This is a genomic window from Microcystis wesenbergii FACHB-1317, from assembly GCF_014696875.1.
GTDB lineage: Bacteria > Cyanobacteriota > Cyanobacteriia > Cyanobacteriales > Microcystaceae > Microcystis > Microcystis wesenbergii_A.
In genome coordinates, this window is record NZ_JACJQV010000155.1 from 1 (window position 1) to 25,386 (window position 25,386).

Annotated in this window: 26 protein-coding genes; 12 read left to right on the forward strand and 14 right to left on the reverse strand. The window is 44.2% G+C overall.

What is annotated here, in order from left to right:
- The first annotated feature begins 245 nt into the window (after nt 1–245).
- On the forward strand, nt 246–1,088 hold the full coding sequence (locus H6F92_RS13260) for a hypothetical protein (protein ID WP_190358232.1): 843 nt from the start codon (nt 246–248) through the stop codon (nt 1,086–1,088).
- A 70-nt stretch (nt 1,089–1,158) separates the two neighbouring features.
- On the opposite strand, the gene H6F92_RS13265 is transcribed toward H6F92_RS13260, so the two are convergent.
- The 3 genes from H6F92_RS13265 to H6F92_RS13275 all read right to left on the reverse strand — a co-directional run bounded on the left by H6F92_RS13265 (nt 1,159) and on the right by H6F92_RS13275 (nt 5,209).
- Nucleotides 1,159–1,527 carry a hypothetical protein gene (locus H6F92_RS13265; protein WP_190358234.1) on the reverse strand — a complete coding sequence of 123 codons (369 nt, stop codon included), beginning with the start codon at nt 1,525–1,527 and terminating at the stop codon, nt 1,159–1,161.
- A complete protein-coding gene (locus H6F92_RS25460; protein ID WP_199308214.1) occupies nt 1,514–2,158 on the reverse strand; it encodes a hypothetical protein in 645 nt (214 codons plus the stop codon). Before H6F92_RS25460 ends, H6F92_RS13265 begins: the two co-directional genes overlap by 14 nt.
- A gap of 342 nt (nt 2,159–2,500) precedes the next feature.
- The gene (locus H6F92_RS13275; protein WP_190358237.1) at nt 2,501–5,209 is read right to left on the reverse strand and encodes a bifunctional acetate--CoA ligase family protein/GNAT family N-acetyltransferase; all 2,709 of its coding nucleotides are present in this window, start codon (nt 5,207–5,209) and stop codon (nt 2,501–2,503) included.
- Between the two features lie 249 nt (nt 5,210–5,458).
- Here H6F92_RS13275 and gcvH point away from each other — a divergent pair, with 249 nt between their 5' ends.
- The 3 genes from gcvH to H6F92_RS13290 all read left to right on the forward strand — a co-directional run bounded on the left by gcvH (nt 5,459) and on the right by H6F92_RS13290 (nt 7,956).
- Entirely contained in the window at nt 5,459–5,854 is a 396-nt protein-coding gene (gene gcvH, locus H6F92_RS13280) for a glycine cleavage system protein GcvH (RefSeq protein WP_002737085.1), read from the forward strand.
- Between the two features lie 159 nt (nt 5,855–6,013).
- The gene (gene moeB / locus H6F92_RS13285) at nt 6,014–7,186 is read left to right on the forward strand and encodes a molybdopterin-synthase adenylyltransferase MoeB (protein WP_012266195.1); all 1,173 of its coding nucleotides are present in this window, start codon (nt 6,014–6,016) and stop codon (nt 7,184–7,186) included.
- A 188-nt stretch (nt 7,187–7,374) separates the two neighbouring features.
- The gene (locus H6F92_RS13290) at nt 7,375–7,956 is read left to right on the forward strand and encodes a hypothetical protein (protein WP_190358238.1); all 582 of its coding nucleotides are present in this window, start codon (nt 7,375–7,377) and stop codon (nt 7,954–7,956) included.
- A gap of 68 nt (nt 7,957–8,024) precedes the next feature.
- Here the strand turns inward: H6F92_RS13290 and H6F92_RS13295 are convergent, their stop codons facing one another.
- On the reverse strand, nt 8,025–8,399 hold the full coding sequence (locus H6F92_RS13295) for a CU044_2847 family protein (protein WP_069475301.1): 375 nt from the start codon (nt 8,397–8,399) through the stop codon (nt 8,025–8,027).
- A 165-nt stretch (nt 8,400–8,564) separates the two neighbouring features.
- On the opposite strand from H6F92_RS13295, the gene H6F92_RS13300 reads away from it, so the two are divergent.
- The 5 genes from H6F92_RS13300 to H6F92_RS13315 all read left to right on the forward strand — a co-directional run bounded on the left by H6F92_RS13300 (nt 8,565) and on the right by H6F92_RS13315 (nt 12,298).
- Nucleotides 8,565–10,481, forward strand: coding sequence for an nSTAND1 domain-containing NTPase (locus tag H6F92_RS13300; RefSeq protein WP_242030128.1), 1,917 nt, complete (start codon nt 8,565–8,567; stop codon nt 10,479–10,481).
- Entirely contained in the window at nt 10,445–10,528 is an 84-nt protein-coding gene (locus tag H6F92_RS27055) for a hypothetical protein (RefSeq protein ID WP_416338799.1), read from the forward strand. The genes H6F92_RS13300 and H6F92_RS27055 overlap by 37 nt, the downstream gene beginning before the upstream one ends.
- Nucleotides 10,512–10,715 (forward strand): DUF6887 family protein, encoded by a 204-nt coding sequence (locus H6F92_RS13305; protein ID WP_002758886.1) that lies wholly within the window; start codon nt 10,512–10,514, stop codon nt 10,713–10,715. Before H6F92_RS27055 ends, H6F92_RS13305 begins: the two co-directional genes overlap by 17 nt.
- Before the next feature lie 408 nt (nt 10,716–11,123).
- Nucleotides 11,124–11,792, forward strand: a complete 669-nt coding sequence (locus H6F92_RS13310) for a lysophospholipid acyltransferase family protein (RefSeq protein ID WP_190358241.1) — start codon at nt 11,124–11,126, stop codon at nt 11,790–11,792.
- 161 nt (nt 11,793–11,953) lie between these two features.
- On the forward strand, nt 11,954–12,298 hold the full coding sequence (locus H6F92_RS13315) for a hypothetical protein (protein WP_002768216.1): 345 nt from the start codon (nt 11,954–11,956) through the stop codon (nt 12,296–12,298).
- Here the strand turns inward: H6F92_RS13315 and cbiB are convergent.
- The 3 genes from cbiB to H6F92_RS13330 are packed head-to-tail and all read right to left on the reverse strand — an operon-like array spanning nt 12,269 to nt 14,116.
- Nucleotides 12,269–13,249 (reverse strand): adenosylcobinamide-phosphate synthase CbiB, encoded by a 981-nt coding sequence (cbiB, locus tag H6F92_RS13320; RefSeq protein WP_190358244.1) that lies wholly within the window; start codon nt 13,247–13,249, stop codon nt 12,269–12,271. The genes H6F92_RS13315 and cbiB overlap by 30 nt on opposite strands.
- A gap of 2 nt (nt 13,250–13,251) precedes the next feature.
- Nucleotides 13,252–13,725: a GFA family protein gene (locus H6F92_RS13325; RefSeq protein WP_190358246.1), complete on the reverse strand. Its 474-nt coding sequence runs from the start codon at nt 13,723–13,725 to the stop codon at nt 13,252–13,254.
- The gene (locus H6F92_RS13330; RefSeq protein ID WP_002783777.1) at nt 13,673–14,116 is read right to left on the reverse strand and encodes an Rrf2 family transcriptional regulator; all 444 of its coding nucleotides are present in this window, start codon (nt 14,114–14,116) and stop codon (nt 13,673–13,675) included. Before H6F92_RS13330 ends, H6F92_RS13325 begins: the two co-directional genes overlap by 53 nt.
- Before the next feature lie 299 nt (nt 14,117–14,415).
- Here H6F92_RS13330 and H6F92_RS13335 point away from each other — a divergent pair, with 299 nt between their 5' ends.
- A complete protein-coding gene (locus H6F92_RS13335; RefSeq protein ID WP_002798186.1) occupies nt 14,416–14,805 on the forward strand; it encodes an AbrB family transcriptional regulator in 390 nt (129 codons plus the stop codon).
- 292 nt (nt 14,806–15,097) lie between these two features.
- Here H6F92_RS13335 and H6F92_RS13340 read toward each other — a convergent pair whose 3' ends face one another.
- The gene (locus H6F92_RS13340; protein WP_002757335.1) at nt 15,098–15,265 is read right to left on the reverse strand and encodes a YqaE/Pmp3 family membrane protein; all 168 of its coding nucleotides are present in this window, start codon (nt 15,263–15,265) and stop codon (nt 15,098–15,100) included.
- 108 nt (nt 15,266–15,373) lie between these two features.
- Here H6F92_RS13340 and H6F92_RS13345 point away from each other — a divergent pair, with 108 nt between their 5' ends.
- Entirely contained in the window at nt 15,374–15,739 is a 366-nt protein-coding gene (locus H6F92_RS13345; RefSeq protein ID WP_002768209.1) for a phage holin family protein, read from the forward strand.
- 205 nt (nt 15,740–15,944) lie between these two features.
- Here the strand turns inward: H6F92_RS13345 and eno are convergent, their stop codons facing one another.
- The 6 genes from eno to H6F92_RS13375 all read right to left on the reverse strand — a co-directional run bounded on the left by eno (nt 15,945) and on the right by H6F92_RS13375 (nt 24,870).
- Nucleotides 15,945–17,243: a phosphopyruvate hydratase gene (eno, locus tag H6F92_RS13350; RefSeq protein WP_190358248.1), complete on the reverse strand. Its 1,299-nt coding sequence runs from the start codon at nt 17,241–17,243 to the stop codon at nt 15,945–15,947.
- A 46-nt stretch (nt 17,244–17,289) separates the two neighbouring features.
- Nucleotides 17,290–18,051: a DUF3887 domain-containing protein gene (locus H6F92_RS13355; protein ID WP_190358250.1), complete on the reverse strand. Its 762-nt coding sequence runs from the start codon at nt 18,049–18,051 to the stop codon at nt 17,290–17,292.
- 115 nt (nt 18,052–18,166) lie between these two features.
- Nucleotides 18,167–20,245, reverse strand: coding sequence for a glycogen debranching protein GlgX (glgX, locus tag H6F92_RS13360; protein WP_190358252.1), 2,079 nt, complete (start codon nt 20,243–20,245; stop codon nt 18,167–18,169).
- Between the two features lie 1,126 nt (nt 20,246–21,371).
- Nucleotides 21,372–22,019 (reverse strand): Uma2 family endonuclease, encoded by a 648-nt coding sequence (locus H6F92_RS13365; RefSeq protein WP_190358254.1) that lies wholly within the window; start codon nt 22,017–22,019, stop codon nt 21,372–21,374.
- 38 nt (nt 22,020–22,057) lie between these two features.
- Complete coding sequence (locus H6F92_RS13370; RefSeq protein ID WP_190358256.1) at nt 22,058–22,525, reverse strand: DUF29 domain-containing protein; 468 nt, start codon at nt 22,523–22,525, stop codon at nt 22,058–22,060.
- Nucleotides 22,522–24,870, reverse strand: a complete 2,349-nt coding sequence (locus tag H6F92_RS13375; RefSeq protein ID WP_190358258.1) for an HD family phosphohydrolase — start codon at nt 24,868–24,870, stop codon at nt 22,522–22,524. The genes H6F92_RS13370 and H6F92_RS13375 overlap by 4 nt, the downstream gene beginning before the upstream one ends.
- Here H6F92_RS13375 and H6F92_RS13380 point away from each other — a divergent pair.
- Complete coding sequence (locus tag H6F92_RS13380) at nt 24,862–25,089, forward strand: hypothetical protein (RefSeq protein WP_206755592.1); 228 nt, start codon at nt 24,862–24,864, stop codon at nt 25,087–25,089. The two genes, H6F92_RS13375 and H6F92_RS13380, sit on opposite strands and share 9 nt — an antisense overlap.
- Nucleotides 25,090–25,386 lie beyond the last annotated feature (297 nt).

Below are 25,386 nucleotides of genomic sequence, written 5' to 3' on the forward strand. Positions count from 1 at the left end.
ATAGCCTTGAATACAGGTTCCTTGTAGGTTCAAAAATTTGTCAAGTATCATAAGTAAAATAATCTCGTTTTTGGCTATTATATCAAATCTTAACTCGATTGTCTATCTTTTGGTATTAACCTGTTTATGCCTTAAGTCCTTCCCTATATGAGTTTCAGCTACTTTTGGGCGTAGGCACTCTCATCGAATTTTATTTTAAGTTAATTATTTGCATAACAATTCCCGAAGAGCCGAAAAAAATATGCTTGACAACCTTAGCCATAGGTTCTAAATACAGGAAACACGCCCTACAACTTGCAGAAGATATTCACCACTACTCACCAGATACGCCTTTTGTCGTTCTTACTGATAATCCTCAGATATTTGTTGGTATGGATTCGGTTATACCAATAAAACATGAAATTCAATCCGTAGGAATTTACCACGATAAACTCGACTGTATCGCAGCATCTTTCAAACAAGGTTTTAACTGTTGTATTTTTCTGGATGCTGATTGTCGCCTACTAACGGATATTACGGCATCTCGTCACTGGCAAGTTGGCCTAACGGCAAAAAGTTGTCATGACCTGAAAAGATATGTGACCAAAAATTCTGGGCAGCAGTCATCTAGGCTAATTTACGAACTAGCAGAAAAATATCAATTTTCTATAGAAGAATGTAAATTTATCTCAGAGTGGATATTTGTTGTTTGTCGAGACGAGCAAAATAATCAAGCAGAGCAATTTCTGCAATATTGGCGAGAAATCAGGGATTATATGGAAAATAATCGAGTTTTTGCGGGCGAAGGAGAGGCTATGGGCATAGCGTCGAATTTAGCTGGTTGGCCAGTTTATCACTACGATACTGGCTATCCCAATGAATCAGAGCGACATCAGATTTTTGATGCTTATAAGGACAGAATGTTCTATAAGAGAGAATCTATACCTGACCATCTCAAAGAAACGATTAAGAAACTAGATAAACAAAGGCTTGAAATTGAAAAACAATCTCGCTTATCTGCCAAAATTAATAAGCTGAAAAATCAATGCGCTCAAGAGTTAAGATTTCTGCGACTGAAAATTAGATATCTTGCCAATTTATTAATTTAGTGCTGGTGGTAATAGGAGATAATCATGAAAATCTTTTCCCCAATTACCGCCTTCATTCTGAGCGAGAAAATCAACCATTTGCTACATCTTTTTTAAAGTCTTGAAGTTTTTCCTCTAGTTGATTAGTTAACATTTCAAGGCGAGAATCCTTGCTCAAAACTGGAGACCGAGACAGGGCTGCTTGTTTCAGAGCTTGAGCAGCTTCTTTTTGGCGATTCCAATCTCTAATTGTCCGAAAAGGAGTTAGAATATCGAGACTTTCTTTGGGGTGATGTAATCTTTTCATCCGAATAGGTTGATATTCTACACCGATCGAGGAACACCAATCTTGCCATTTAAAAGCAAGAATACTGGAGTTAGTAGTAATTGGCAGCCAAGGTACGCGAAGGGCATCAGCAATAATAGCACCGTGCATAGCTTCTGCCTCAGTACAGGACAAAATCTTTGAAAGCCTTGCACGGTAGCACTTTTGGAACATAATCCCGAAAGTCTCTCCAGATAAAGCTTGGAACCATTTTTGCCAGAGAAGAAATTATTTTTTGTCCTGTACTTAGAGCTTCTGCTAATAAAATTTCTGTCTCACTAATACTTGATAAAACTTGCTCTACAGACCATCTAGGATCTATATAACCAAACCCTAATTTTTGACAAACGGTTTCCCATCCTTTGCCCGCAAGTTCATAATGAGGCATATAAGAAAAACGATATTTCTTTGGGGCTTGATTAGAAAAAACTTGACGAATTAAGACAGCACCATCAGTGATCGCTAGTTTCTCAGAAATGCCTAGTGCTTGAGCCGAAAGTAATCCTCTAACACAATAAATTGTATAAGATTCATCGATCTTTGGCACCCCTTTTCCATAGCCGACACCTGTACCAAAAATAACGATTTTACGAGCATATCTTGTCTTTTGTGGTAAACCATTATTAATTAGGCTACCAATACCCACAAAGGCAACACTAGCATCCTCATCTAGAATACCAGGAATCAGTTTTTCCCAAAGCCAAGGATTAAGCTCATCTCCAAAGTTCCTCTCGCCCTTAGGCAGTTTATAGTAACGTAGTTTCATTGTGCTAAATTCTCCAGTATTTATCTATTTTTATGCTGTTATACTACCTTCAGGACAACTACCGATTCAGCCTCTAGGAAGGAAAACAATAACTAGGCTAATCTGATCAATCACCATGAAAGTAATTTAGCCTGTGAGAATTATATAATAAGTTTGCCAAAATTTATCGGCTCTTCTCGGCTTTGTGTGATAATTTTTGCTTATGGAATCGTGAAATGCTTACTGGACAAGACTTTTAAGACTATTTTGCGGATATTCTATCAGTATAGATCTCGTTTCCACACAGAAACCAGAAGAGCCATTTATCTGGCCATTGCCTGATCAGCTGATCAAAAAAAGGCTTCATAATTCAAGTTCCGCTTTGACAAAATCGGCAGTTTTATAGAGAGAAAACCCCACTTTAGCGGCTATCATCTGCATAGCGCGGTTATCACTTAAAATTTCCCCTTCAATTCCGTCTAATCCTTCCTTTTTGCCAATAGTGACTAAACGCTGTAGTAATTCTGTACCAATACCCTGACCTTGATAGTCATCCCTAACTAATAGGTCAAATTCCGCCACATTAACGCCGTGCAGTTTATTTAAGCGTCCTATAGCGATAATTTCTGGTTCTTCCGTCTGATCGTTATTAATCTCTACCACTAAGCTCATTACTCGATCGTAGTCGATAAAACAAATGCGCGTAAGACGATCATAAGCGGTTTGGCGATCGAGATTGACAAGATGAAAATAACGATAATAAATGCTTTCTTCCGAGAGATAATGGTGAAATTGTCGCACTAAAGGCTCATCCGCTGCCCGAATCGGACGAATTAGCACTTTTAAGCCTCTTTTCGTCGTCCAAGGCCCTATATAATGTTCGGGATAGGGACGAATCGCCGGATGAGATAACTTTTCTGGGGGTGTAGTTCGAGGATGAAGAAGGATAGAAGCGGAAAGAGCGATTAATTGCTCTGAATCGGCAAAAAAGGGATTAATATCGATAGTTTTAATGCGAGGTTGTTCACTGACCAGGTGACTAAATCTCACGATTATTTGCTCCAAATTCGCTAAATTAAGCGATTTAAGCCCATTTGTCCCGTTAAAAGCCCGATAAATCTTGGTTTTTTCTAAAAGTCGGCGAGCGAGATTAGTATTTAAAGGAGGTAGAGCGGTGGCGTAATCTTGAAAAATATCGACTAAACGGCCACCAGTGCCGAAAATTATCACCGGTCCGCACTGATCATCGTAATTAGAGCCGATAATTAACTCATATCCTCGATCGATCTCTAACATCGGTTGAATACTCACCCCGAGAAAATGCTCCCCACCCACTTGTGCGCTAACATTAGCTTCGATCGCCTGATACGCTTGCACCACTGCCCTAGGGGAAAAAAGCGGCAATTGTACCCCACCCACCGCGCTTTTATGGATAATCGTCCTCGAATGCAGTTTCATCACCACGGGATAACCGAGAGATTCAGCGAGATTAACTGCTTCTGCGGCACTTTCGGCGACTTTAGTGACAATAACAGGGATTCCATAAGCTTTCAGTAGCTCTAAAGACTCTAGCTCACTGAGAATTGTTCTATCCCCTGCTTGCTCAATAATCTGGCTCACTAAAACTCGATCGGAGCCATTTTCCTGAGAATTGGTTAAAATTGGCGTTTGATAAAGACCGCGCAGATTCTCCTCATATTTCCAGAGCAAATTAAACACCCGGGCCGCCGAATCGGGATAGCGATAGGTGGGGATACCCTGCTGATTTAATAACGCTAATCCCTCTGCAATGCCCTCTCCCCCCATCAAACTTGCTAAAATGGGTTTTTTGCTATTTTGAGCGATTGAGGCAATTCTAAGGGCAATTTCTCGCAGATCGGTGTTAAAGCGAGGCGAGAGAATCATCAACACCGCGTCGGTATGTGCATCCGCTAAAGCGATCTCTAGGGCGCGAGCGTAGCTATCGGGATCGCTGCCGCGACGCAGATCGATGGGATTTTGGGGGACGATATCTGCGGGAACAAGAGGCGCTAATTTTTCGATCGTTGCGGGGGTAAGGGTTGCCAGTTGTCCATCTTCCGCCAGTAAAGCCGAGGCCGCTAAAAGAGCGGGAGCAACACCATTGCTGATGATTGTCAAGCGTTTTCCCCGGGGAAATCGGGGAATTTTCGCTAAAACTTGCGTGATATTCAAGAGATCGGCCAGTCTTTGTACTTCCACGATGCCACAACGAGCAAAGGCAGCGGAGAGAGTTAGCTGATCGCTGGTTAATTTGCCAGCATGGGAAAGAGAAGTGGGGTCAAAGTCGGTACTGTGGCGACTAATGGCGATAATTGGTTTATTTAGAGCAACTTCTCGGGCTGAGGACAGAAAAGAGCGGGCATTATTCAGGGATTCCAGGTAGATAACGATGCTTTTGGTTTGGGGATCGTCTCCCAAATAATAGAGTAATTCGCCCCAATCCACATCTAAAAGGACTCCGAGGGAGATAAAGTGACTAAAACCGACATTTTCGCTTAAACTCCAATCAAGCACGGCAGCAGCGATCGCCCCACTTTGACTAATCAGGGCAATTGAACCAGTTTTCGGCAGGATGGGGGAAAAGGTGGCGTTAAGATTTTGGCTTATATTGCAGATTCCCGAGCTATGGGGACCGATGATGCGTAATTTTTGACCAGCGATCGCTTTAATTTCCCTGAGTAAATTTTCCCCCATCTGTCCAGTTTCCCGAAAACCCGTGGAGAGAATCAGGGCGCATTTAACCTTTTTTTCGACAGATTGGGCGATAATAGCGGGAATTTCGGGAGCAGGGGCGGTGATAATTACCAGATCGATCGCCGCCTGGATATCCTCTAAACTGCTATAGGTGGGAAGATCGAGCCAGTTTTCGGGGTGAGGATTAACTAGATAAAGACGGTGCTGACCGGGATTATCATAGAGATTATTTAAAAGAGTGCGATCGAGTTGGGGATTTTGGCGATTAAATCCCACCACAGCGATGGTTTTTGGCTCAAAAAAGGCTCTTATGGTTTGATGTTCGCCACCACGAGGATCTAAGATGGGATTTAACATAAGTAAGCTAGGAGGCATTTAAACTGGGTATTGTTAAGTGAGCTAAAAAAGCGGCTAACCCTTACTTTTCCAGTGTTCTGTGGCGTTCCCCGATCAACCTAGACCAATTCTAGCTGTTTAATCAGGGTTCGATCGGTGTAATTAATTTTGTCTAGGTAGCGATCGGCAATAAAACAGCCCTAGCCGATGAACATTTTCCCCAAGAGATCTAGTAAACTAACTGATGCTGTAAATATTTAGAGACAGACGATGGAACTGGAATATCCCGAGGATTTGAGATACCTAGAAACCCACGAATACGTCAGACTCGAAGGTGAAATCGCTACCTTGGGAATTAGTGCTTTTGCCGTCGATCAATTGGGTGATATCGTGTTTCTAGAATTGCCCGAATTGGGAGAGGCGCTGGAAGTAGGTAGTAGTTTCGGCACGATCGAATCGGTAAAAGCGGTAGAAGATCTTTATCCTCCCGTCTCGGGGACCGTAGTCGATCGCAATCAAGCGATGATTGACTCCCCCGAATTAATTGCCGATGATCCCCACGGGGAGGGTTGGTTATTAAAAGTGCGGGTAGAAAATCCCGATACTGCCTTGGCTGATACCCTCTCCGCTAGTGAATACCGCGCCCAAGTAGCAGGGGAAAGTTAACTAATATTAACAACAGGGAGCCAGACCCTCACACTATCATAAGCATAGAAAGAATTGAAAAAACAGGAAGCGATCGAGTCTTCCTGATTTTTGTCTCTAAATCGTGCTGAGACGAAATTCTTGCCCGAATCGAGTCAGGTTTCACTATTTACCCAATCTATGCTAAATCCTAATCTCGCGGCGATCGAACTTTCCAAAGAGGAGGTTCAACGCTACTCTCGACACATTATTCTGCCCGAAGTGGGCTTAGAAGGTCAAAAAAAACTAAAAGCCGCCAGTGTTCTCTGCATCGGCACCGGGGGACTCGGTTCCCCGCTTTTACTCTATCTAGCGGCGGCTGGCATCGGTAGAATCGGTATTGTTGACTTCGATATCGTCGATAGTTCCAATCTGCAACGTCAAATTATTCACGGCACTTCTTGGGTAGGCAAACCGAAAATTGTTTCCGCTAAGGACAGAATTCTAGAAATTAACCCCTATTGTCAGGTGGATTTGTACGAAACCCGCATAAGTTCCGAAAATGCCCTTGACATTTTAGCCCCCTATGATGTAGTTATCGACGGGACGGATAATTTCCCCACCCGTTATCTGACTAATGATGCTTGTGTTCTTCTCGACAAACCCAACGTCTATGGCTCAATTTTCCGCTTTGAAGGACAGGCAACCGTTTTTAACTACCAAGGCGGTCCCAACTACCGCGATCTCTATCCCGAACCGCCACCACCGGGGATGGTTCCCTCCTGTGCCGAAGGCGGCGTTTTAGGGGTTTTACCCGGAGTAATCGGCACAATTCAAGCCACAGAAGCCATTAAAATTATCCTCGGCGCTCCGGATACCCTCAGTGGTCGTTTACTGCTTTACAATGCTTGGGAAATGAAATTCCGCGAGTTAAAATTGCGTCCGAATCCTATCCGTCCCGTCATTGAAAAACTAATTGATTACGAACAATTCTGCGGTATTCCGCAAGCAAAAGCACAAGAAGCAGCAGAACAGCAAAAAATGACAGAAATGACCGTAGTAGAGTTAAAAGCACTAATTGACAGCAATGCCAATGATTACATTCTCATCGATGTGCGTAATCCCAACGAGTACCAAATCGCTAATATCCCCAACTCGGTGCTAATTCCCCTACCCGATATCGAAAATGGTGCGGCAATTCCCAAAATTAAGGAATTAGTCAACGGTTATCGTCTTATCGCCCATTGTAAGATGGGGGGACGTTCCGCTAAAGCCCTCGCTATCCTCAAAGACGCAGGTATCGAAGGAATTAACGTCAAAGGTGGTATCAGCGCCTGGAGTCGCGAAGTCGATTCCACTGTACCAGAATACTAATTTTGGCCCTTGGGTTTTAGGAGTCAGGAGTCAGGAATCAGGAGTCAGGAGTCAGGAGTCAGGGGCCAGTAGTCAGCCTTTTTTCTCCCTTCTCCCTTCTCCCTTCCCCCATCTCCCTGTTTCCTGTTCCCCGTGAATCTGTTAAGATCAAGGCCAGTTAGCCTTAAAATCTTGGGTGTGAGCAAACAATGAAAAACCATATTAAAAAAATTGCTAGTTGGAGCGCGATCGCTACTATTTCCCTTGGCTTAGTAGAAATGAACCGAACAGCGATCGCATTTGGCAACAATAATCAATTTAGTGCCTGTATCAGTCAGATTGTCCGCACGGGGGTGAGTCCCCAAGATGCCGCCACCGCTTGTTCAGAAGCATTAATTCCTAAAGAATTATCCCGGTGTGTGGTGATGATTAAATCCAAAACCCCGATCGATGGTAATCTGGCCCTGCAAGCTTGTTTTCAAGTGCGTCGTCCCATCGACCTAGGTCACTGTGTGGTCGATATCCATCGCGCTGCCCCCTTGTTTGCCGCTAATTCCCTCAAACAAACGGAAACAGCCAAGGAACCTGATAAATTAGGGATTTCTAAACAGGTTTTAGATTCCTGTCGTCAAAGTTTATTACCCGGCCGCTTTTCCGAGTGCGTTATCGCTGTCAGTCGTGGTGCGGACAAAAATAATCCCTCCCAAGCTTTACAAACCTGTTTAAGTGCCGAGGATTTCCCCAGAGATCTATTCCCCAGTTATCCCCAAAATCAAGACCAGAGACCTTAATCAAGATTATTTGGCTCTCTTATTTTGGGAATATACGGAAAAACCAGAAAACGTTAAAGATTGAACCATCAATCAGACGAGTTCGGCGGCTTAGGAAAGGTACACTTAACCGTAATATTTAAATTACTTTTAGCGGTTCCTTTAGTAATATAAGGGATTCCTACCTCGCCGCCGATTTCGACACCAAATTGTAAAGTGACTTCCTCAATGTTGGCAATGGCTAAATTGCGAAAAGCGTTTAAAGTGTAAGTAGTGTAAGTACGAATTGTATCTTCAATTGTCTGAAAATTCTGCAAAATTTGCTGTTTATCTGGTATAGAAGTTCCCCCTTTAGCAACTCTTCCCTCGGTTTTTACTGTCTCGGCAGGAATTTCTAGGTCATCGGTGGACTCTATATAAATCAGAGTGTTTTCGTCAATTTGGATCGGAGTTAGTCGAGTCATAAATAATGCAGAAATTGAAAATTAACTTTTTTCTTAACTATTTCCTAGCTCTCCCATACTTGTGATGATAAGAAAAGATTATCTAAGAGAGGGCCTATGCTTTCCTTGCAGTTTACCAAAAAATAACCTAACATAAAAAACATTTCTATCCCTTGCTGACTGTCTATGACTCGCTACGCCCTTGTCATCGGCATTAACCATTACGATAACCCCAATTTCCTGCCATCTTTGAGTAAACCCGCCAAAGATGCGGAAGCTGTTGCTAAATTCTTGGAGAATACTGGGACATTTGCCAATGTAGAACGCCTACCCAATCGCTGGATTGCCGCAGAAAAACGCTACGAAGTTGTTCCAGGAAAGGTAACGGGGAATGAAGTCTTGCAGGCCTTACAGCAAATTTTATCGGGAGAGCAGACCAAAAATCAAGAAGTCTTGATCTACTTTTCAGGACACGGGTTTCGCCTGATCAATCGCATCGGTGACGGGGAAGCCTATCTCGCCACCTCCGATAGCCAACCCGACGGCAAAAATGCCATTTCTTTAGACCGAGAACTCAATCCTTTATTACGGCGTTCTAGTTTGAGTAATCTGGTAGTAATGCTAGACTGTTGCCATGCGGGGGCGTTATTGCCCGAAAATCGGGAATTAAATCGCACTTTGCTAGAACCTAGCCTCTCAGCATTTAATGAGAAGCAAGATTACTTCCTAATCACCGCCTGTCGGTCAGAACAGGTGGCTTGGGAAGATGAGGAATACAGTTTGTTCACCGCCGCCTTACTCAAAGGACTGTCCCCACAACAGGCTGACCTAAAAACGGGAGAAATTAGTGCCGATCGCCTGTTTGATTTCGTTTCGCGGGAATTGCGCGGGAAGGGTCAAGAACCGATTCGCATGGGAGTTGGGCGATCGCTAATTCTGGTCAAATATGGGGCGCAACCTCAAGTTAAAGAGGTGAAACCGTTACTAGATGAGAAGGGAGAATTGCGCTGTCCCTATCAAGGATTGCTGGCGTTTACTAAGAAGGAACGCCCATTTTTCTTCGGACGCAAGCGAGTGGTGGACGACATCAAATCTAAGCTGGATCGGCTAAATTTTGTCCCTCTGATTGGTGCTTCTGGAAGTGGTAAATCTTCGGTAGTTCTGGCGGGATTGATGCCCTGCTTGGAAGAATCTAAATGGCAAATTCTCGAACCGATCAAGCCCGGATTGAAGCCGTTGTCAAAGTTAGAAAGCCTACTGTTAGACTGTTTTCCAGATAGCGAACAATTGCTGGATAAATGTATCAATAATCAAGACTTAAAACCGCTATTAGAGCTTTTTACCCGCGAACACAAATCCTTGCTGGTGGTGGATCAGTTTGAGGAATTATTCACTTTTGCTTTAGCAGAACAGCGCGATCGCTTTATTGAATTGATTACTCAAGTTGCCACAATTCCTGACTCTCCCCTAGCAGTTGTTGCTACCATGAGGGCGGATTTCATTGAACCTTGTTTGTCTTATGATTCTCTGCGACAAATAATTCAAAATAATGCTGAATATCTGTCAACTCTCAGGGGATCATATTTGAGGGAAGCAATCATGAAACCAGCCAAGCGGCAAGTCCATGACGTTACGATAGAATTGTGCGATAAAATCCTCGAAGATATCGACGAAAAAGAACAAGGATTTTTACCCTTATTAGAGTTTGCTTTAACCCAGCTTTGGCAGAAACGAGATGAGGCAGAACATCGGCTGACTTTAGATACTTATGAGGCGATAGGTGGGATAGTAGGAGCGTTAAATTGTCAAGCTGATAAAGTCTATCAATATAGGGATTATGAAAAAGACTCACCGCAGCAGGAGCGAACAGAAACAGAGAAAACTTTAATCAAGCGAATTTTCTTGAATCTTCTGCAAATAGGAGATGGGGAAAAAGATACCAGATTGCGTCAACCGAAAGCCTTTATCTTGTCTCTAGCTGGAGATAATCAAGAAGGACAAAAAGTTTTAACAGAACTAATTGAAGGAGAACAATGTGTCAAACCCTGTCTAACTTCTATACCGATATTTATCTATTTCGGTATGATGAAAATAGTAATGTGAGCATCTTGCTCACTAATGTGGAGTTTGAAGATGAATCATCAACCTGATTTTTACCAAATGTCTCGCCCAGAATTAAGAAAATATGTCCTCTCCCATCGAGAAGATGATGAAGCCCTAAGAATTTATATGGATAGAATGCGAACTGAATCAGGTGTAACTAGATTTACTCTTACTCCTAGTCAAGAAGACATGAAGAAATTAGAAGAATTTCTCAAGGCAAAAATGGATAAATAAAATCAATTTAACTTGCTTGTACCAAGGTTCTGCCTTAATGTATGCTTCAGGTAGAACCTGAAAAGAGCGTTCCCAGGTAGAACCTGGGAACAAGATATCACCCCACACCCCACACCCTACACCCCATCACCCCACACCCCACACCCCACACCCCACACCCCACACCCTACACCCTACACCCTACACCCCACACCCCACACCCCACACCCCACACCCCACACCCCACACCCTACCCCTAGGAAAAACTTTTTGCCGCAAACCCTAGGTAGGTAATTATGCCAGTTAAGAAAGCGGCACGCTTAACCCTTCCCTAACCCATGAATTGCTATATATTTTGATTGTGTGAGGAGTGAGAAGAAAGCAAAGTCCTTGGGGTCGAAACACGGCAAGACTCCCAAGGGCTTTTCCATGTCTAGGGAACAGTTGTCAGTCATGAACCAGCCTCAAGAGCGAGAACCTTTTGCCAGTTTAGTTTTATATCATCTCTTTAAATGGTCGATCGTTAGCCCCACCCTACACGGCTATTTTCGCGGTCGCGTTTACGGAGTGGAAAATGTCCCCCAGCGTCATCCTCTGATTATCGTCTGCAATCACGCCAGTTACTTCGATCCACCCCTATTATCCTGTGCCGTGCGTCGTCCCGTAGCTTATATGGCTAAAGAGGAATTATTCACCATCCCGATTTTAAAACAGGCGATCGCTCTTTACGGGGCCTATCCCGTTAAACGCAGCAGTGGTGATCGCGGGGCAATTCGGGCGGCGATGGCAGCCTTAGCAGCGGGCTGGGCAGTAGGAGTGTTTCTGGAGGGAACCCGCACCGAGGACGGATTGATCCATCAACCAAAACTAGGCGCGGCGATGATTGCCGCTAAAGCGGGAGTTCCCCTGTTACCCGTCAGTTTGTGGGGGACAGAAAAGATTTTTCAAAAAGGTTCTTCTTTTCCCCATAGTATTCCCTTAACTATTCGCATTGGGGAAGTGCTACCGCCACCGATTTCTAGCAAAAGAGAAGCTTTACAGGCAGTTACCGAGCGCTGTGCCGAAATTATTAACGGATTACACGCTCTCGGACGCTAAATCTTTGCCTTTTGCATGAGTAGAAAACTAGAAAACGGGTTTCTCGGAGAAACCCGTTTTCTGTGCGTTACTCAACGGATTTAGTCTTAGATTTCTTTCCCCGACACTTTCAAGTCGGAAATCTAGGCTAAAATTGGCATAACTCGACCATCGCCTCGATCATGTTCTTTTTTGTCCTCGGCTTCAATCTAGGCTTAACTTTATTTAATTGCTTTCTAGTCTGGAAATTGTGGCAATTGCGGCGGATTTTAGGGCGAGTGACCAAAATTTTAAACCGGGTGGAACGACGTTTACACCACATTTTTTACCCCGCTCCAGAATATATTGTCATCGCCGGAGCGAAAACCTATCATCTCCGACAAAACTATCAACGCCTCTGCGGACAGATACAGATACTGCAATCCCTATTCTTGACCTTCTCCCTGATTATCCGTTACTGGCAGCGTCAATCCCGTCAACGCCGTCGCCTCTGGTCGCTAAAATTGAGCAAAATCTCTAGCAATTAAGCCGCTAACAGCGATCGCCAACCAAAGTAATACACAAGTACGAGTTAAATTCAAAGCCTGTTCGACGGTTTTGACAGTAATCGGGTTGAGGTTATCCCCCAATAAGGGTTTTTCCACAATCTGGCCCCGATATTGATTTTTCCCCCCCAATTGCACCCCCAAAATCGCCCCATAGACGCATTCACTCCAACCAGAATTAGGACTAGGATCCCGACGGGCATCGCGCCAACAAATGCTGAAAACCCGCCCTGGCTGGCCCGAAATTAGGGCGAGAGTTAAGACTGTCAAACGACAGGGTAGCCATGTCAAAACATCCTCGCTTTTGGCACTAAACCAGCCAATATGGGTGTAGGGTGGCCGACGATAGCCAATCATCGAATCGAGGGTACTAGCGGCTTTATAAGCGCAAGCGAGGGGTACTGGTCCCACCCCCAGAAAAGCACCGAGAAGGGCATAAAAAAGCGGCGCGGTAACTCCATCCACACCATTTTCACTGACGGTTTCTAATAGGGCGCGGAGGATTTCTTCCTGGCCGAGATTATCTGTGTCGCGACCAACGTATAAACTTAGTTGGCAACGAGCTAAGGTGATATTTTCCGCTTGTAAAGGTGCGATGACTGTTTCGGCAGCCCGGCGTAAACTTCTACCGGCTAAACAACTAGCCAAGAGAATCACTTGTACTAGGCAACTCAGCAGCAAATTGACCTGACCTAACCATTGGATTCCTAGCCAAGTTAAGACCCCAGCCAAGATAATTAAACCTAGTCCCAGAATTATGCCCGCTAAACGTTGCCGAATTTTTTCCTGCGTCCAATTAAGAATAACTTTTGTGGCAACGGCAATAATCGCCCCCATCACCTGCACTGGATGAATCCATCCCCAGGGATCGCCGATCAGATAATCTAAAACTGCCCCTAATACTAAAATGATCGCCGTTGCCGTTCCCTTCACAATTACTCCCTTTTCCCATCGATATCCCGAATTTTCTCAATATTGTCTTCCCAGTTAGCTCCATCAAAGAACTGGCTCTGAAAATCTTCCAAGACATTGCCATCCAAACAGCGCAGGTTTATGTCTATAGCGTCAGGATGGGAGCGGGGACGATAGAAAGGATGAATACCACAAACACGACAAAAATAATGTTGGGCTGTGTGGGTATTAAATGTATAAGTACTTAAGAAATCTTCACCGCTTAGGAGGGTAAATTGTGCTGAGGGAACAATCAGATGCAGAAAGCCTTTTTTCTGACAAATCGAACAATTACAGTCTAGAGCTTGATCATGCTCGATCGCCACTTGAAAACGGATCGCTCCACAGTGACAACCCCCCCCATAAATCTTTGCTTGTTTTGTTGTTGTCATAACTTCTAAACTACTAAACGATAAAGCTGGTTTCCTCTCCCCTAGCGGCGATCCAGCTACGGGCATCGTAGTATAAATCCGCTAAGGTAATCTTCCCCAGGGCCTCTTTTAATTTCTCGTGGAGGTGTTTCCAGATAGTAAATGTCACCCAATCTTCTGCCTGTTCGTCCCTGGGATGATAGCCTGATAATGGCTCGATCGTCTCTCCCACTGCCTCCAAAATTTGCCCCAACGAGATACGATTTGCCGGCCTAGCCAATTGATAACCCCCTTGCGCTCCCCGAAAGGAACGAACTAACCCCGCTCGTCGCATTTCTATCAGCAATTTCTCTAGATAAGCAGCCGGGATATCTTGACGCAGGGCGATCGATTTTACCGATACGGGAGTCCCCCTCGGTTGTAAACTAAGATCCAGCAAGGCTTTAACACTATAGTGACCCCTAGTTGTTAGCTTCATTATCCCTCATTTTTACCTCTTTATCTCTATCCTACCCCTGCTCTCATTGATGAGAGAAAGGCTAACCTCCCTTACCCCGGCATCTCGATCAACATTGATAAATTCTGTTAAGATTTCGATCGAGAGATAGGGTCTAATCAATTACAATCAATTTCCTCAAGCAAGTGATAATTTTTAGTTTATACCGTGTAAGATAAGTGTAGAGAGCAATCGTAACCCGATTGTTTCTGGTCAGGGGGAGCAATTCTCCTCGACTGGCCTTGATGACCCTAACCTTTACTTATCTACCGCGAACTTAAATGAACAAAACTACTAATCCAGAACCCCTGACCGGCCTCGAACTAATTGAGAAAGTTAAACAGCTAGGCAACCTCAGCAAAGAGGAAAAAGCCCGGGAATGCGGCTACTATACCATGACAAAAAATGGTATTGAACGCGTTAATATGATGAAATTTCTCAATGCTTTAATCGATGCTGAGGGAATTGACTTAGATAGCAGTGCCAATGGTCACGGACGAGGTGGGCGCTCGGCCAGCTACCGGATCAGTGTCCAATCTAATAATAATCTCCTGATCGGTTCGGCCTACACCAAAAAAATGGGACTTAAACCGGGAGATGAATTTGAAATTACTTTGGGGAGAAAACATATTCATCTCAAGCAAGTTGGTGCCAGCGACGACGACGAATAGCAATAATTAAGGAGAGAGCCGTTTCACTCTCTCCTTGCCATTAGATAAGCTCTTGTCTATTGAAACTAGGTATTTTATCCTCAATCGGTCTTTAAGTATCTAGATAGGGTTTGCTTAATAAATCTAAAAACCTTGTTGGATAAGACTTTTAGACTTTTTTGACATCAAAAAGTGCTGACCATTGGAGTGATCGGGGGAAAATTTAGACATTTTTTCCCTGAAAATGGGTAAAATTCCACGGCCGACACCCCACACCTTGCCCCCACCAACAAACTTTTTCAGCAGCTCCTAACTAGGAATTCTCCGCTTCTTTGGAGACAATCCAGAAAGCGTGGATAATGCCGGGGACATAACCAATTAAAGTTAAGATAATGTTAATAACAAAGGCTAAACTCAGTCCCGTGGTCAAAAATACGGCTAAGGGCGGCAAAAAAAACGCACAAACTAGGCGAAGAAACATTGTCCATACCTCAAAAAGACTTTAGTGAATCTTAATTCTATATTAAGCTTGCTCTCCTTAAATTTGCCATAAAATGGCAGTGATCGCAGAAAAATTAAGGAGAAATTCATGATCGGCATTCTTTTAAATATTCTTGCCACTGCCCTGAGTTTATTGGTGGTTGATATTATCTTCCCCGGCGTTAAAGTCGATAGCTTTATTGTGGCCATGGTTGCGGGGGCAGTTATTGGTTTAGTTAACGCACTGGTTAAACCGATTCTAGGACTGCTTTCCCTGCCGATTACTATTCTCACCCTCGGTGGCTTTATCCTTGTTCTCAATGGCTTTTGTTTCTGGTTAGCCTCGATTCTCGTGCCTGGATTTGCGGTTAAGGGTTTAGTGGCTTTTATCGCTGCGCCCATCGTCCTCTCTCTGGTCAACACCCCCTTAAATAAATACTTCGCTGAAAAAGGTTCCAGCGAAGTACCACAATAGTCAGTGACCAGTTATCAGTTATCAGTACCCTTAGTATAACACCTTTGATCCCAAAATCATACCTTCGTGCAGAAAAAGGCCAAAAATAAATACTTCGCCGAAAAGGGTTTCAGCGAAGTACCACAATAGTCAGTGACCAGTTATCAGTTATCAGTGTCTTTACTATAACACCCTTTTTCGATCAGTGCAAGACTTTTTTCAAATTTTAGGCCAAGAATTTTGGACCCAAACCGACTTTCGGCGCGTACACCGCCCGATCGCCTAATTCTGCTTCGATGCGTAATAAGCGATTATACTTAGCCACCCGTTCACTGCGACTGAGAGAACCGGTTTTAATCTGTCCGGCATTAGTAGCCACCGCCAGATCTGCGATTGTGGTGTCTTCCGTTTCTCCGGAACGATGACTGATGACAGAACGATAACCGTGACGGGTAGCCAGGGCGATCGTTTGTAGGGTTTCCGTCAAAGAACCGATCTGATTGAGTTTGATCAGGATCGAGTTAGCAATACCCAGATCGATCGCTTTTTGCAGACGGATGGGATTAGTCACCATCAAATCATCGCCCACCAACTGAATCCGCGCCCCCAGTTTATCGGTCAATAATTTCCAGTTATCCCAATCTTCCTCGTGTAAACCGTCTTCAATAGAAATAATCGGATAGCGATCAACTAAACTAGCCAAAAAATCCACCATTTCGGCGGGAGAATGGGCAGAACCATCGTAGATGTATTGACCATCCCGATAGAATTCACTGGCGGCCACATCCATAGCTAAAGCCACCTCCGACCCCGGTTTATAACCAGCACGTTCGATCGATTCGATCAAAATATCCAAAGCTTCCTGATTTGAAGCCAAATTCGGAGCATAACCGCCCTCATCGCCCACACCGGTCAGTAATTTGCGTTCGTGCAAGGCCTTACCCAAAGCGGCGAATACTTCCGCCCCCCAACGCAAACCTTCCTTAAAAGAATCGGCCCCGATGGGGAAGATCATAAACTCCTGAAAATCGACGTTATTATCAGCGTGAGAACCACCATTAATCACGTTCATCATTGGGACGGGTAGCACATTGGCCATCGGGCCACCGAGATAACGATAGAGAGGCAATCCCAGATCCGCCGCCGCTGCTTTGGCCGTAGCCAGAGAGACGGCTAGGATAGCATTAGCCCCTAATTCTCGTTTATTGGCCGTGCCATCGCGATCGATCATAGCTAAATCGATACTAGCTTGGTCGAAAGCATTCATCCCCTGCAAAACCGGGACGATTTTTTCGTGGACATTGCGAACCGCTTTCAGGACACCCTTACCACCGTAACGCTGGGGATCATCATCGCGTAATTCGTGGGCCTCAAAACTACCCGTAGAAGCACCACTGGGAACCTGGGCCAAACCGAGCGCCCCCGATTCTAACAGCACTTCCGCTTCGATCGTGGGACGGCCGCGGGAATCTAGAATCTCCCTAGCTGCGATCGCTTCGATGGGAACTTCGATTTTATCTAACATAACTTATCGTCTCCAACTCAATTTACGGGGTAATTTCGGCTGATTACTAATTGCCTAAAGGGAAATCCACGTTGACAATCTGCTTTTGATCATCAAAAACGAGGATTAAGGTATCCGTCAGTTTTTCAAATTTAATCGTCACCAACACCAGATCCACACCGTCCGTATCCGAGCCTTTTCTGACCTGAGTTCCCACGATCCGACGCACGGGGCCGGTACGCTTAAGTAAATTCTCCCAAGCGCCTTGTACTCTGGTGGGGAAAACTTCCGCTTTCAGGAGAGGATGTAAAAAACCTCGGGCCAGGCCGTAGTCTTTATTGACCAAAGCCGTGACAAAAGCGGTGCCAATCTCAGAAATACTGCGAAATTCGGGAAAATCGGCGGCAACTATCTGACCGGACCGGTTAAAGGTAACTATCACATCGTCGGTAACTTTCTCAAATTCAACGGTGACAATCACCAGATTGGCATTGATAGCATCGAGTAGCTTGCTTTTGACAATGCGCTTAAACGGTCCAGTATTGTCAGTAACTTGGCTTTCCCAGACCTTTTGCAATTTTTCGGCAGTCCAGAGGGGTTTTAGTTGGGGTGACAAAGCTGCAATAACTTTGTCGTATTGTTTAGTTCCCAACCATTCTACTAACTGCCGAGCTTGCTTTTCTTCCCGAACGGGATCACCAATAGCGATCGCAGTCGGTTCTAGGTTCGCCTGTACTGGTGAAGCGCTGAACGGAGTCCAAGGCAGGGAAAAACCCATTAAACACAAAGAGAGAATCGATACCCGTTTCGCTAATGAAAGCCGCATCATTTCAGCTATTGCTCCGCAAATAAATAACGTTTTTCCACTTGACGATTGAATTGATGCCATTGTTCATTAGTTAAAGCATTCAACATCGGTCGATCGGGCAATATCTCTCCCCTTGTTATACTGGTTTAACGATTAAAACTACCGCCGAACGCGCTTGCACCTGATAGGTTTCTGATTCAATAGCGGCGGCGGCATCTAAATCACAGGCTGCCTCGGACAATTGCCCAGCAGTATCGATGACGCGATGCCATTTTTCCCCTTGTCCCAAGGGTGGTAACTGGAAGTTGAGAGATTCCCAGTAAGCGTTGAGCATAATGTGTAAATACTCGTTCGCCTTGGGATGACGCAGGGAAAAAGCTAAACTGCGGGAATCTTCCGACCAATCGGGTTTACTCAACTGTACGCCATGCCAACTGAGATGGGGTTCAAGACTGGTATAGGTGACTTCTAGCAATTTTTCTTGACGGAAAAGAGCTAATTTTTTATTAAAATCGATCAGTCTCCTTACGAAACACCAAAGATCGAACTCTTGCTCTACCGCACTCCAATCGAACCAACTTAACTGGTTATCCTGACAATAGGCGTTATTGTTGCCCTTTTGGGTGCGTCGCACTTCGTCCCCCATCAACAGCATAGGTGTTCCTTGGGAAATAAACAGGATCGTTAAGAGATTTTTTATTTGTTGCAGTCGCAGGGTTTTAATCCTCTCGTTATTGGTTTCCCCTTCTATCCCACAATTCCAGCTAAAATTATGGTTGCAACCGTCCCGATTCTTCTCGCCGTTAGCCTCGTTGTGTTTCTCGTCGTAGGAAACTAGATCGTTGAGGGTAAAGCCGTCGTGACAGGTAACAAAATTTATACTTCTATTGACATCGGTATCGGGTCTGTGGTATATGTCGGGACTTCCTAAAATCCGCGCCGCTAATTTGCTGACTATGCCGGCATCTCCCCGGACAAAAGCGCGCACATCATCGCGAAAAGGACCATTCCACTCGGAAAACCAATCGGCAAATTCGACAAATTGACCGACACTATACAATCCTGCTGCGTCCCAAGCTTCGGCGATTAATTTTGTCCCAGCTAAGACCGGATCCGATTCGATCGCCCAGATCATGTTATAACCTTTTTGCAGGATCGGTTCCCCGTCCACATTGCGCGATAATACGGCCGCTAGGTCAAAGCGAAAACCATCGACGTGCATTTCCGACACCCAATAGCGCAAACAATCGAGAATCATTTTGCCCACAATCGGATGACTGCCCTTGAGGGTGTTACCACAGCCGGTATAGTTGCTATAGATGCTTTTATCTTCTGCATCGAGGATGTAGTAGGTGCGATTATCGATACCTTTCAAGGAAAGAGTCGGCCCGATTTCGTCCCCCTCGGCGGTATGATTGAAAACCACATCGAGAATCACTTCGATCCCCGCTTTGTGTAAAGCTTTCACCAGATCTCGAAATTCATTCAAAGGACCCAGGGGTGAGCGATCGCTACTGTAACCGGCATGGGGCGCAAAAAAGCCGATCGTGCTATAACCCCAATAGTTAGTTAACCCTGGCATAGCGGCAGCGGGATCAAAGTAATGAATCGGTAACAATTCCACGGCAGTAATGCCTAGGTTTTTCAAATAGGGTATTTTTTCGATTAATCCCGCAAAAGTACCTCTTTTTTCCTCGCTAACCCCGGAATTCGGGTTACGAGTAAAACCACCGACGTGCATTTCGTAGATCAAACTGGCAGAGTAGGGAGTGCGTAGCGGTGCGTCATCTTCCCAATCGTAGCGGCCTGGATCCACTACCAGACCCCGCAAAGCTCGATGACAATTATCGCCTTTTTCGCTGGCAGCTTGTCGATCATAAATTTCCGCACCGACAATCGCTTTCGCATAGGGATCGAGAACTACTTTATCAGGATCGAAGCGATGACCCTGGGCCGGATTATCCGGACCATAGACTCGATAAGCATACACTTGACCGACTCCAATGCCGTGAACGAAAATATGCCAATAGAAAAAAGTGCGATTTTCTTGGGGATTCAGACGAATAATTTGACTAGGTTGCGGGGAATTGGCATCATCAAATAATAATAATTCTATGGCAGTGGCATACTTAGAAAATAGTGAGAAGTTGACACCATCGGCCAAGACAGTCGCACCGACGGGATGGCTTTTACCGTGATCGGTTTTTAAGGTCATTGTCAAGAGATAAGAAGTGATTAGGAGTAGTATGAGATTATACTAAATCCTGTTTAAAAAGTGTAGGAGAGTGGGAAGTGGGCTTCGTCCGTGAGCTTTTGCGTTCGACAAAAGCTCACGCCGAGGTCTGAACGGAAGTGACAAGTGGGGAGATGGAAGAAACACCATAACTTAGGAGTTAATCATAAGACCTCTGGCAAAAGTCAAAAATCTGACCTTAGGTGAGGAGTATTAATTAAATGCTCTGTTTATGTATTTTATGCAATTTTATGACTATTTTTCTCATTTTTGAACTCTCAAAAATTAATTGTGCAAGAACTCTAAACATAAAAAAGAACTTGATTCCTTGCTCACTCTCCGATTTCAGAAGTTTAATAAATCTCAGATTATGACAGTATCAAGTATATCTACCCAGTGATTACTGTGGGCAGCGACAAGTGAGCGGCGATCGGGTCAAAATGATAAGTATTTTATATGTAAATACCTTCAATACTTAAAAATATTTAAATTGACAATTGGTAATATTTATTTTTACTCAAGAATTTATTGAGAATAATTTCTATTTATTTACGAGGTTGCAATACTTCCAGCGATTCTGGTATAATTTTGCATTATGCTACGGTGAGCTTTTCTGTGCTTTTTTGAAGTTTTCAAGGTCTAGCTTGCCTTGAAACCATTGCTAAATCTAGACTTTCCCTTTTAGCCAAACCAAACACTTTCGCCAATTATCCCTTTTTTGCCTAACAACGTTGATCTAATTTTTGTGTAGTTTTGTTGCAAAGTCAAATTTTTTTTGACAAAATGCCCAAATTGTGGTAGCGACGAAATGACGGGATTTAGCATCATCTCTAGTTCCAGTGTTTCCTAAAACTAGAGACTTCGTACCTCACCCTTAAGATAACTGCTAGAGTTGTTTCTTCTAGTATTTGAATTGATAAAAATAAATTTATTTGATGTTGTCCGTTGAGATTTTTTGGGTAATATAAGCCCCTCTCTTGTTTATTACAACGCCAATGCAAAAACTTGTTCAGGAAACCCAAGAGCAATTACTAACAGACTGGAATGACTTCTAATCGTTAGTCTCACTGAGTCTAGTTGAGAAAACCACCATAACCAGCATTGATTATTAACTAAAATTATCTAAAGCTTCAAATTGACGTAAAGCAAGACTAGAACCTTGATTCCAGCCTAATTCAACATAATAGGGGAAAAGTTTCTTGATATTTATATCGGGAAAGAGACAACTATTTTCCCTTTCTTGATAACTGTCTTCTCTGAACAGATATATTTTTAATTCTTCCCGACGATAAACCCACAATTCGGGGATTTTTAGCAATTGATAAGCTCCTACATCAGTCAGAGAAGTAAAATCCACTTCTATAGCTAAATCGGGAGGAGGATCAACAGTTAAATCAATTCTTTCTTTGCCTAAAATTGCCTGTCTATTATCAATATAAAAACAAGTATCTGGTTCTACTCCTGCTTCTCCCGGCATTTTCAAGGTAATCGGATCAAAACATTCCCAGTCTTTACCTTGACGACGGAGGATAATTTTTACTAAATCACTTAAAAGATTGATACGTTTGCCATGACTTGGTAGGGGAGACATAAGCCGAATTTCTTGAGTTTTGCGATTAAAATAGAGTTTGGGATAGGTTTTTTGGAGACGTAAACTCAGCAATCTTTCGTAATCTTCCCAAGTCTGATGGGGAAAAATAACTTGACTGCCCGGAGATAAAGATAAAGTATTTTCGTTGAGAGTAATTAGTAGCATTTTGGTAATTATCCTTGATTTTTAGCTGTGGGATTTAACTAATTTCGCTCTGGCAACCAATGCCTATCAAGCATTTGTTCGAGGGAATAGGGACAATTTAGAGGAAAATTGTGAGGAGATATTTCAGTTTTTTGCCCGACAATAAAAACGGCATCTTGATAGATTTTTTCTTGGTTACCTAGGAGATATTTTTCTAGATTTGTGCTTAAATATCCATTTAGCTGAACTCTAAAAGTGGCTATTTCTCCTTGCCAATGCCGATGATTTAATTCAAATTCTTCTGACCAATATTGCCACAGCAAAAGATGAATAATTATCTGTCTTAAAAAACTCTCAACTCGATTTTTATCCCGTTTGCTCAAAGCCTCCAACTCCTCGATTAAATGTTGAATATCCAACTCAGCTAGACGATTGGCCTTGAGGAGTTTAATTGTTTCAGTCAACCAGAGATGTTCATCTTGTTCGTAGAGAAATTGTAACCGATTTAGCCAAGTATCTTTTTTCATATTTTTTCGGCTGAGGAGACTTCTAAAACTGCTTTCGGGTAGGCAATGCGTTGATGGTGGAATTGTTGCCAAACTTGCACAAAAACCTCGGCAATAATTGGTAATTCCTCTTGACGAATACCACTATCTACTAATTGTTGCTCGCGCCATCGGGCCTGAAAAATCTTTTTGATCATATCCATGGCTTGTTCTGGGGAGGCCTCCTTTAGCGATCGCAAAGCGGCCTCGCTACTATCGGCTAACATGACGATCGCCGTTTCTCGCGATTGGGGAATCGGACCATCGTAGCGAAAGGCCGCCTCATCGACGATTTCTTGACCATTTTGGGCGGATTTTTGCAAAGCTTGCTGATAAAAATAGGAAATTAAGAGATTGCCTTGGTGTTCGGGAATAAAATCGCGGACCACTCGCGGTAAACCGTGTCTGCGGGCCATGACTAACCCTTCGCTAACGTGCTTTTTAATAATCTCGGCGCTGACGTAGGGATCATTAATTTCATCGTGTTTATTCGGGCCACCCATTTGATTTTCAATAAAACCGAGGGGATCGTGCATTTTCCCGATATCGTGATAAAGGGTTCCCGTGCGAATTAATTCCACATTACAGTGCAGTTTTCGGGCGGCCGCTTCAGCTAAACAGGCGACAAAAAGGGTATGTTGAAAAGTACCCGGTGCTTCCGTGGCCAAACGTTTGAGCAAACTACAATTAGGATTGGACAACTCCACCAGACGAATGGGAGTCACCACATCGAAACAGCGTTCCAAATAGGGGGATAATCCTAGGGCGATTACCGTCCAAGCTATCCCCGATAGACCATAGACGAGCGCCGTGGGTAGTAGAGTATAGATGACCGTGCTGGCCGTGGCGCTAACGATTAGGTAGGTGAGCAGATAAACACCCCCTTGACTGACTCCGATTCCCATTCCTAGGAGCGATAATTCATCCCGGGAGCGCAATTTTGCCGCTATCATCGCCGCTAATAGTCCCCCCATCGTCCCGGCGATTAAATCGGCGCTGATGCCTTGGATGCTGAATAGGGAAAGACCGGCAGTTAAGAGGACTTGGGTGACGGCCAAAGTCGGGCCGTAGAAACTGCTGACTAATAAACCCACGGCTGCCAGATTGGTAAAGGGAATATGGGCGATCGCTAGGATCGGTGTGGTAAAACTTAGTAAACCCAAGAGAAGAAAATCCCGGTGACGCAGGGGCCGATGGAGACGCTGGGAAACGAGGCAAAAAGTCCCGATCGCGCCGGTGACAAGGATTGCCGTTGACCCTAAACCCATCCAGTTAATGCCCCGTTCGCTTAAACCAAAGCCATCGATGAGAACAAACTGAGCTTGAGTAATTTTTTCGCCTGCTTTAACGATAATTTGACCGGTTTGAGCGTTAGACATGACCATATCTACCGCTTCCACTGCTTTAGTGGCTTGTTCTTTGGTTGCCTCTCGATCTTCTATCAGGTTCGTTTGTCCCTCTAGGGCCGCCAGAAGGATATTTTCGGCTAAAGACTGCTGACGACGGCTTAGGCGATCGCTGCTAATCTGCACGGCGATGGTATCCTGTAGGTGACTGGTGGAAATACCCGGGGGAATGCCTTGCACCAAAATCCGGCGCCCCGCTTGCAGGACGGCTTTTTCTAGGTTTTGCCACTCTCGATCGCCCATTTGGGCCACTGTGATCAGATCGGCATATTTGAGTTTATTTAAGCTGGAATGCCGATAATTTTGGCTGGTTTGCTCGTATAATTGCCGTAATTGCTCCAATCGATCGATAAATTGCTCAAAGTTTCCCTTCGTCACGCGCTGACCATAGGCTTGGATTTCCTGCATAGCATATTCCTGCTCTTTTGTCAAGGGTTTTGCAAAAGATTCTTTATGGTTGAGTCCGCTTTGTAGAGTTGACCATTGAGCGGCAGAAAAGGTGAGCAGCGTTCCCAGCGTGGCGTTAGAAATAGTTCTGCTCATTAAAATCGAATTTTTTGGCAAAATTGGGCTAATTTGACTTAATTGCCCTAAAGTGTCCCGTAGCGATCGCTCGATCTGGGCAGTGATTTGGGGGTCTCTTTTCAGCCGGGGAAGCAGTCCAGCCCGAATTTTTTGGCGTTTGAGGGCGGTGGTTTCTTGGTCTTGAAAACGGGCATCTTCGGGGGCGATAATCGTGACGGGGGAAATAGTCCCGACGGCCAATTTCGGCTGATTATAGAAACGATAACCGACCACGCTAGTCAGACAACCGACGGTAAACAGGAAGATTAACGGTCGTCGCAGTTTACCGAGGGAGTAAGAGCGAGATTTTCGGGCAGAATCAGGAAAAACAGTGAAAGAATGCAGAAAATGATTCATAAATTCCAGCTAAATTCTATAAACTGCGCCGCCATGCCCAGGGAAACAATACCGGCAACTTGGTTTTGGGTTCCCTTTTCTATTTTAAGGATTCCCTGTACAGAAAAAATTTTTTTCTCGATCGGGGTTGGGGGTTGGGGATTTCAGTTATCAGCTTCTGAAGGCAAGGGGCAACAGGCACTCGTGCAGAAGACAGAATCTGGCAATTCTCCTACCTAAAAAGAAGGTTAGAAACTAAGCACATCAAAGCTTTTAGCTTAACCAATTAGGTTTTAGATTCGGCCCTTTTTATCAGTTATCAGATGTGAGTTGTCAGATGTGATACCATTTTTCACAAGTAATGGCAGAGATGGTTAATTGCCCTCACCCCTAACCCCCCACCCCCCCTGCCCCCCCGACATCGGGGTAGGGCTGATTCATTCTCTAGTTTGATTCCTTGTTTGTCTGTCTTCAATCGCTTACGGGGCAAGCAAAGCAAGGCATTTTAAAAATTTTTCAGATATTTGTTCTGAGAAA

Excerpts from the sequence above, each read along its gene's own strand:
- H6F92_RS25460 (WP_199308214.1), bottom strand. The coding sequence starts at position 2,158 with ATGAAACTACGTTACTATAAACTGCCTAAGGGCGAGAGGAACTTTGGA.
- H6F92_RS13275 (WP_190358237.1), bottom strand. The coding sequence starts at position 5,209 with ATGTTAAATCCCATCTTAGATCCTCGTGGTGGCGAACATCAAACCATA.
- gcvH (WP_002737085.1), top strand. The coding sequence starts at position 5,459 with ATGGAACTGGAATATCCCGAGGATTTGAGATACCTAGAAACCCACGAA.
- moeB (WP_012266195.1), top strand. The coding sequence starts at position 6,014 with ATGCTAAATCCTAATCTCGCGGCGATCGAACTTTCCAAAGAGGAGGTT.
- H6F92_RS13290 (WP_190358238.1), top strand. The coding sequence starts at position 7,375 with ATGAAAAACCATATTAAAAAAATTGCTAGTTGGAGCGCGATCGCTACT.
- H6F92_RS13295 (WP_069475301.1), bottom strand. The coding sequence starts at position 8,399 with ATGACTCGACTAACTCCGATCCAAATTGACGAAAACACTCTGATTTAT.
- H6F92_RS13300 (WP_242030128.1), top strand. The coding sequence starts at position 8,565 with ATGACTCGCTACGCCCTTGTCATCGGCATTAACCATTACGATAACCCC.
- H6F92_RS13305 (WP_002758886.1), top strand. The coding sequence starts at position 10,512 with ATGAATCATCAACCTGATTTTTACCAAATGTCTCGCCCAGAATTAAGA.
- H6F92_RS13310 (WP_190358241.1), top strand. The coding sequence starts at position 11,124 with ATGTCTAGGGAACAGTTGTCAGTCATGAACCAGCCTCAAGAGCGAGAA.
- H6F92_RS13315 (WP_002768216.1), top strand. The coding sequence starts at position 11,954 with ATGTTCTTTTTTGTCCTCGGCTTCAATCTAGGCTTAACTTTATTTAAT.
- H6F92_RS13325 (WP_190358246.1), bottom strand. The coding sequence starts at position 13,725 with ATGCCCGTAGCTGGATCGCCGCTAGGGGAGAGGAAACCAGCTTTATCG.
- H6F92_RS13330 (WP_002783777.1), bottom strand. The coding sequence starts at position 14,116 with ATGAAGCTAACAACTAGGGGTCACTATAGTGTTAAAGCCTTGCTGGAT.
- H6F92_RS13335 (WP_002798186.1), top strand. The coding sequence starts at position 14,416 with ATGAACAAAACTACTAATCCAGAACCCCTGACCGGCCTCGAACTAATT.
- H6F92_RS13340 (WP_002757335.1), bottom strand. The coding sequence starts at position 15,265 with ATGTTTCTTCGCCTAGTTTGTGCGTTTTTTTTGCCGCCCTTAGCCGTA.
- H6F92_RS13345 (WP_002768209.1), top strand. The coding sequence starts at position 15,374 with ATGATCGGCATTCTTTTAAATATTCTTGCCACTGCCCTGAGTTTATTG.
- eno (WP_190358248.1), bottom strand. The coding sequence starts at position 17,243 with ATGTTAGATAAAATCGAAGTTCCCATCGAAGCGATCGCAGCTAGGGAG.
- H6F92_RS13355 (WP_190358250.1), bottom strand. The coding sequence starts at position 18,051 with ATGATGCGGCTTTCATTAGCGAAACGGGTATCGATTCTCTCTTTGTGT.
- glgX (WP_190358252.1), bottom strand. The coding sequence starts at position 20,245 with ATGACCTTAAAAACCGATCACGGTAAAAGCCATCCCGTCGGTGCGACT.
- H6F92_RS13365 (WP_190358254.1), bottom strand. The coding sequence starts at position 22,019 with ATGCTACTAATTACTCTCAACGAAAATACTTTATCTTTATCTCCGGGC.
- H6F92_RS13370 (WP_190358256.1), bottom strand. The coding sequence starts at position 22,525 with ATGAAAAAAGATACTTGGCTAAATCGGTTACAATTTCTCTACGAACAA.
- H6F92_RS13380 (WP_206755592.1), top strand. The coding sequence starts at position 24,862 with ATGATTCATAAATTCCAGCTAAATTCTATAAACTGCGCCGCCATGCCC.
- H6F92_RS13375 (WP_190358258.1), bottom strand. The coding sequence starts at position 24,870 with ATGAATCATTTTCTGCATTCTTTCACTGTTTTTCCTGATTCTGCCCGA.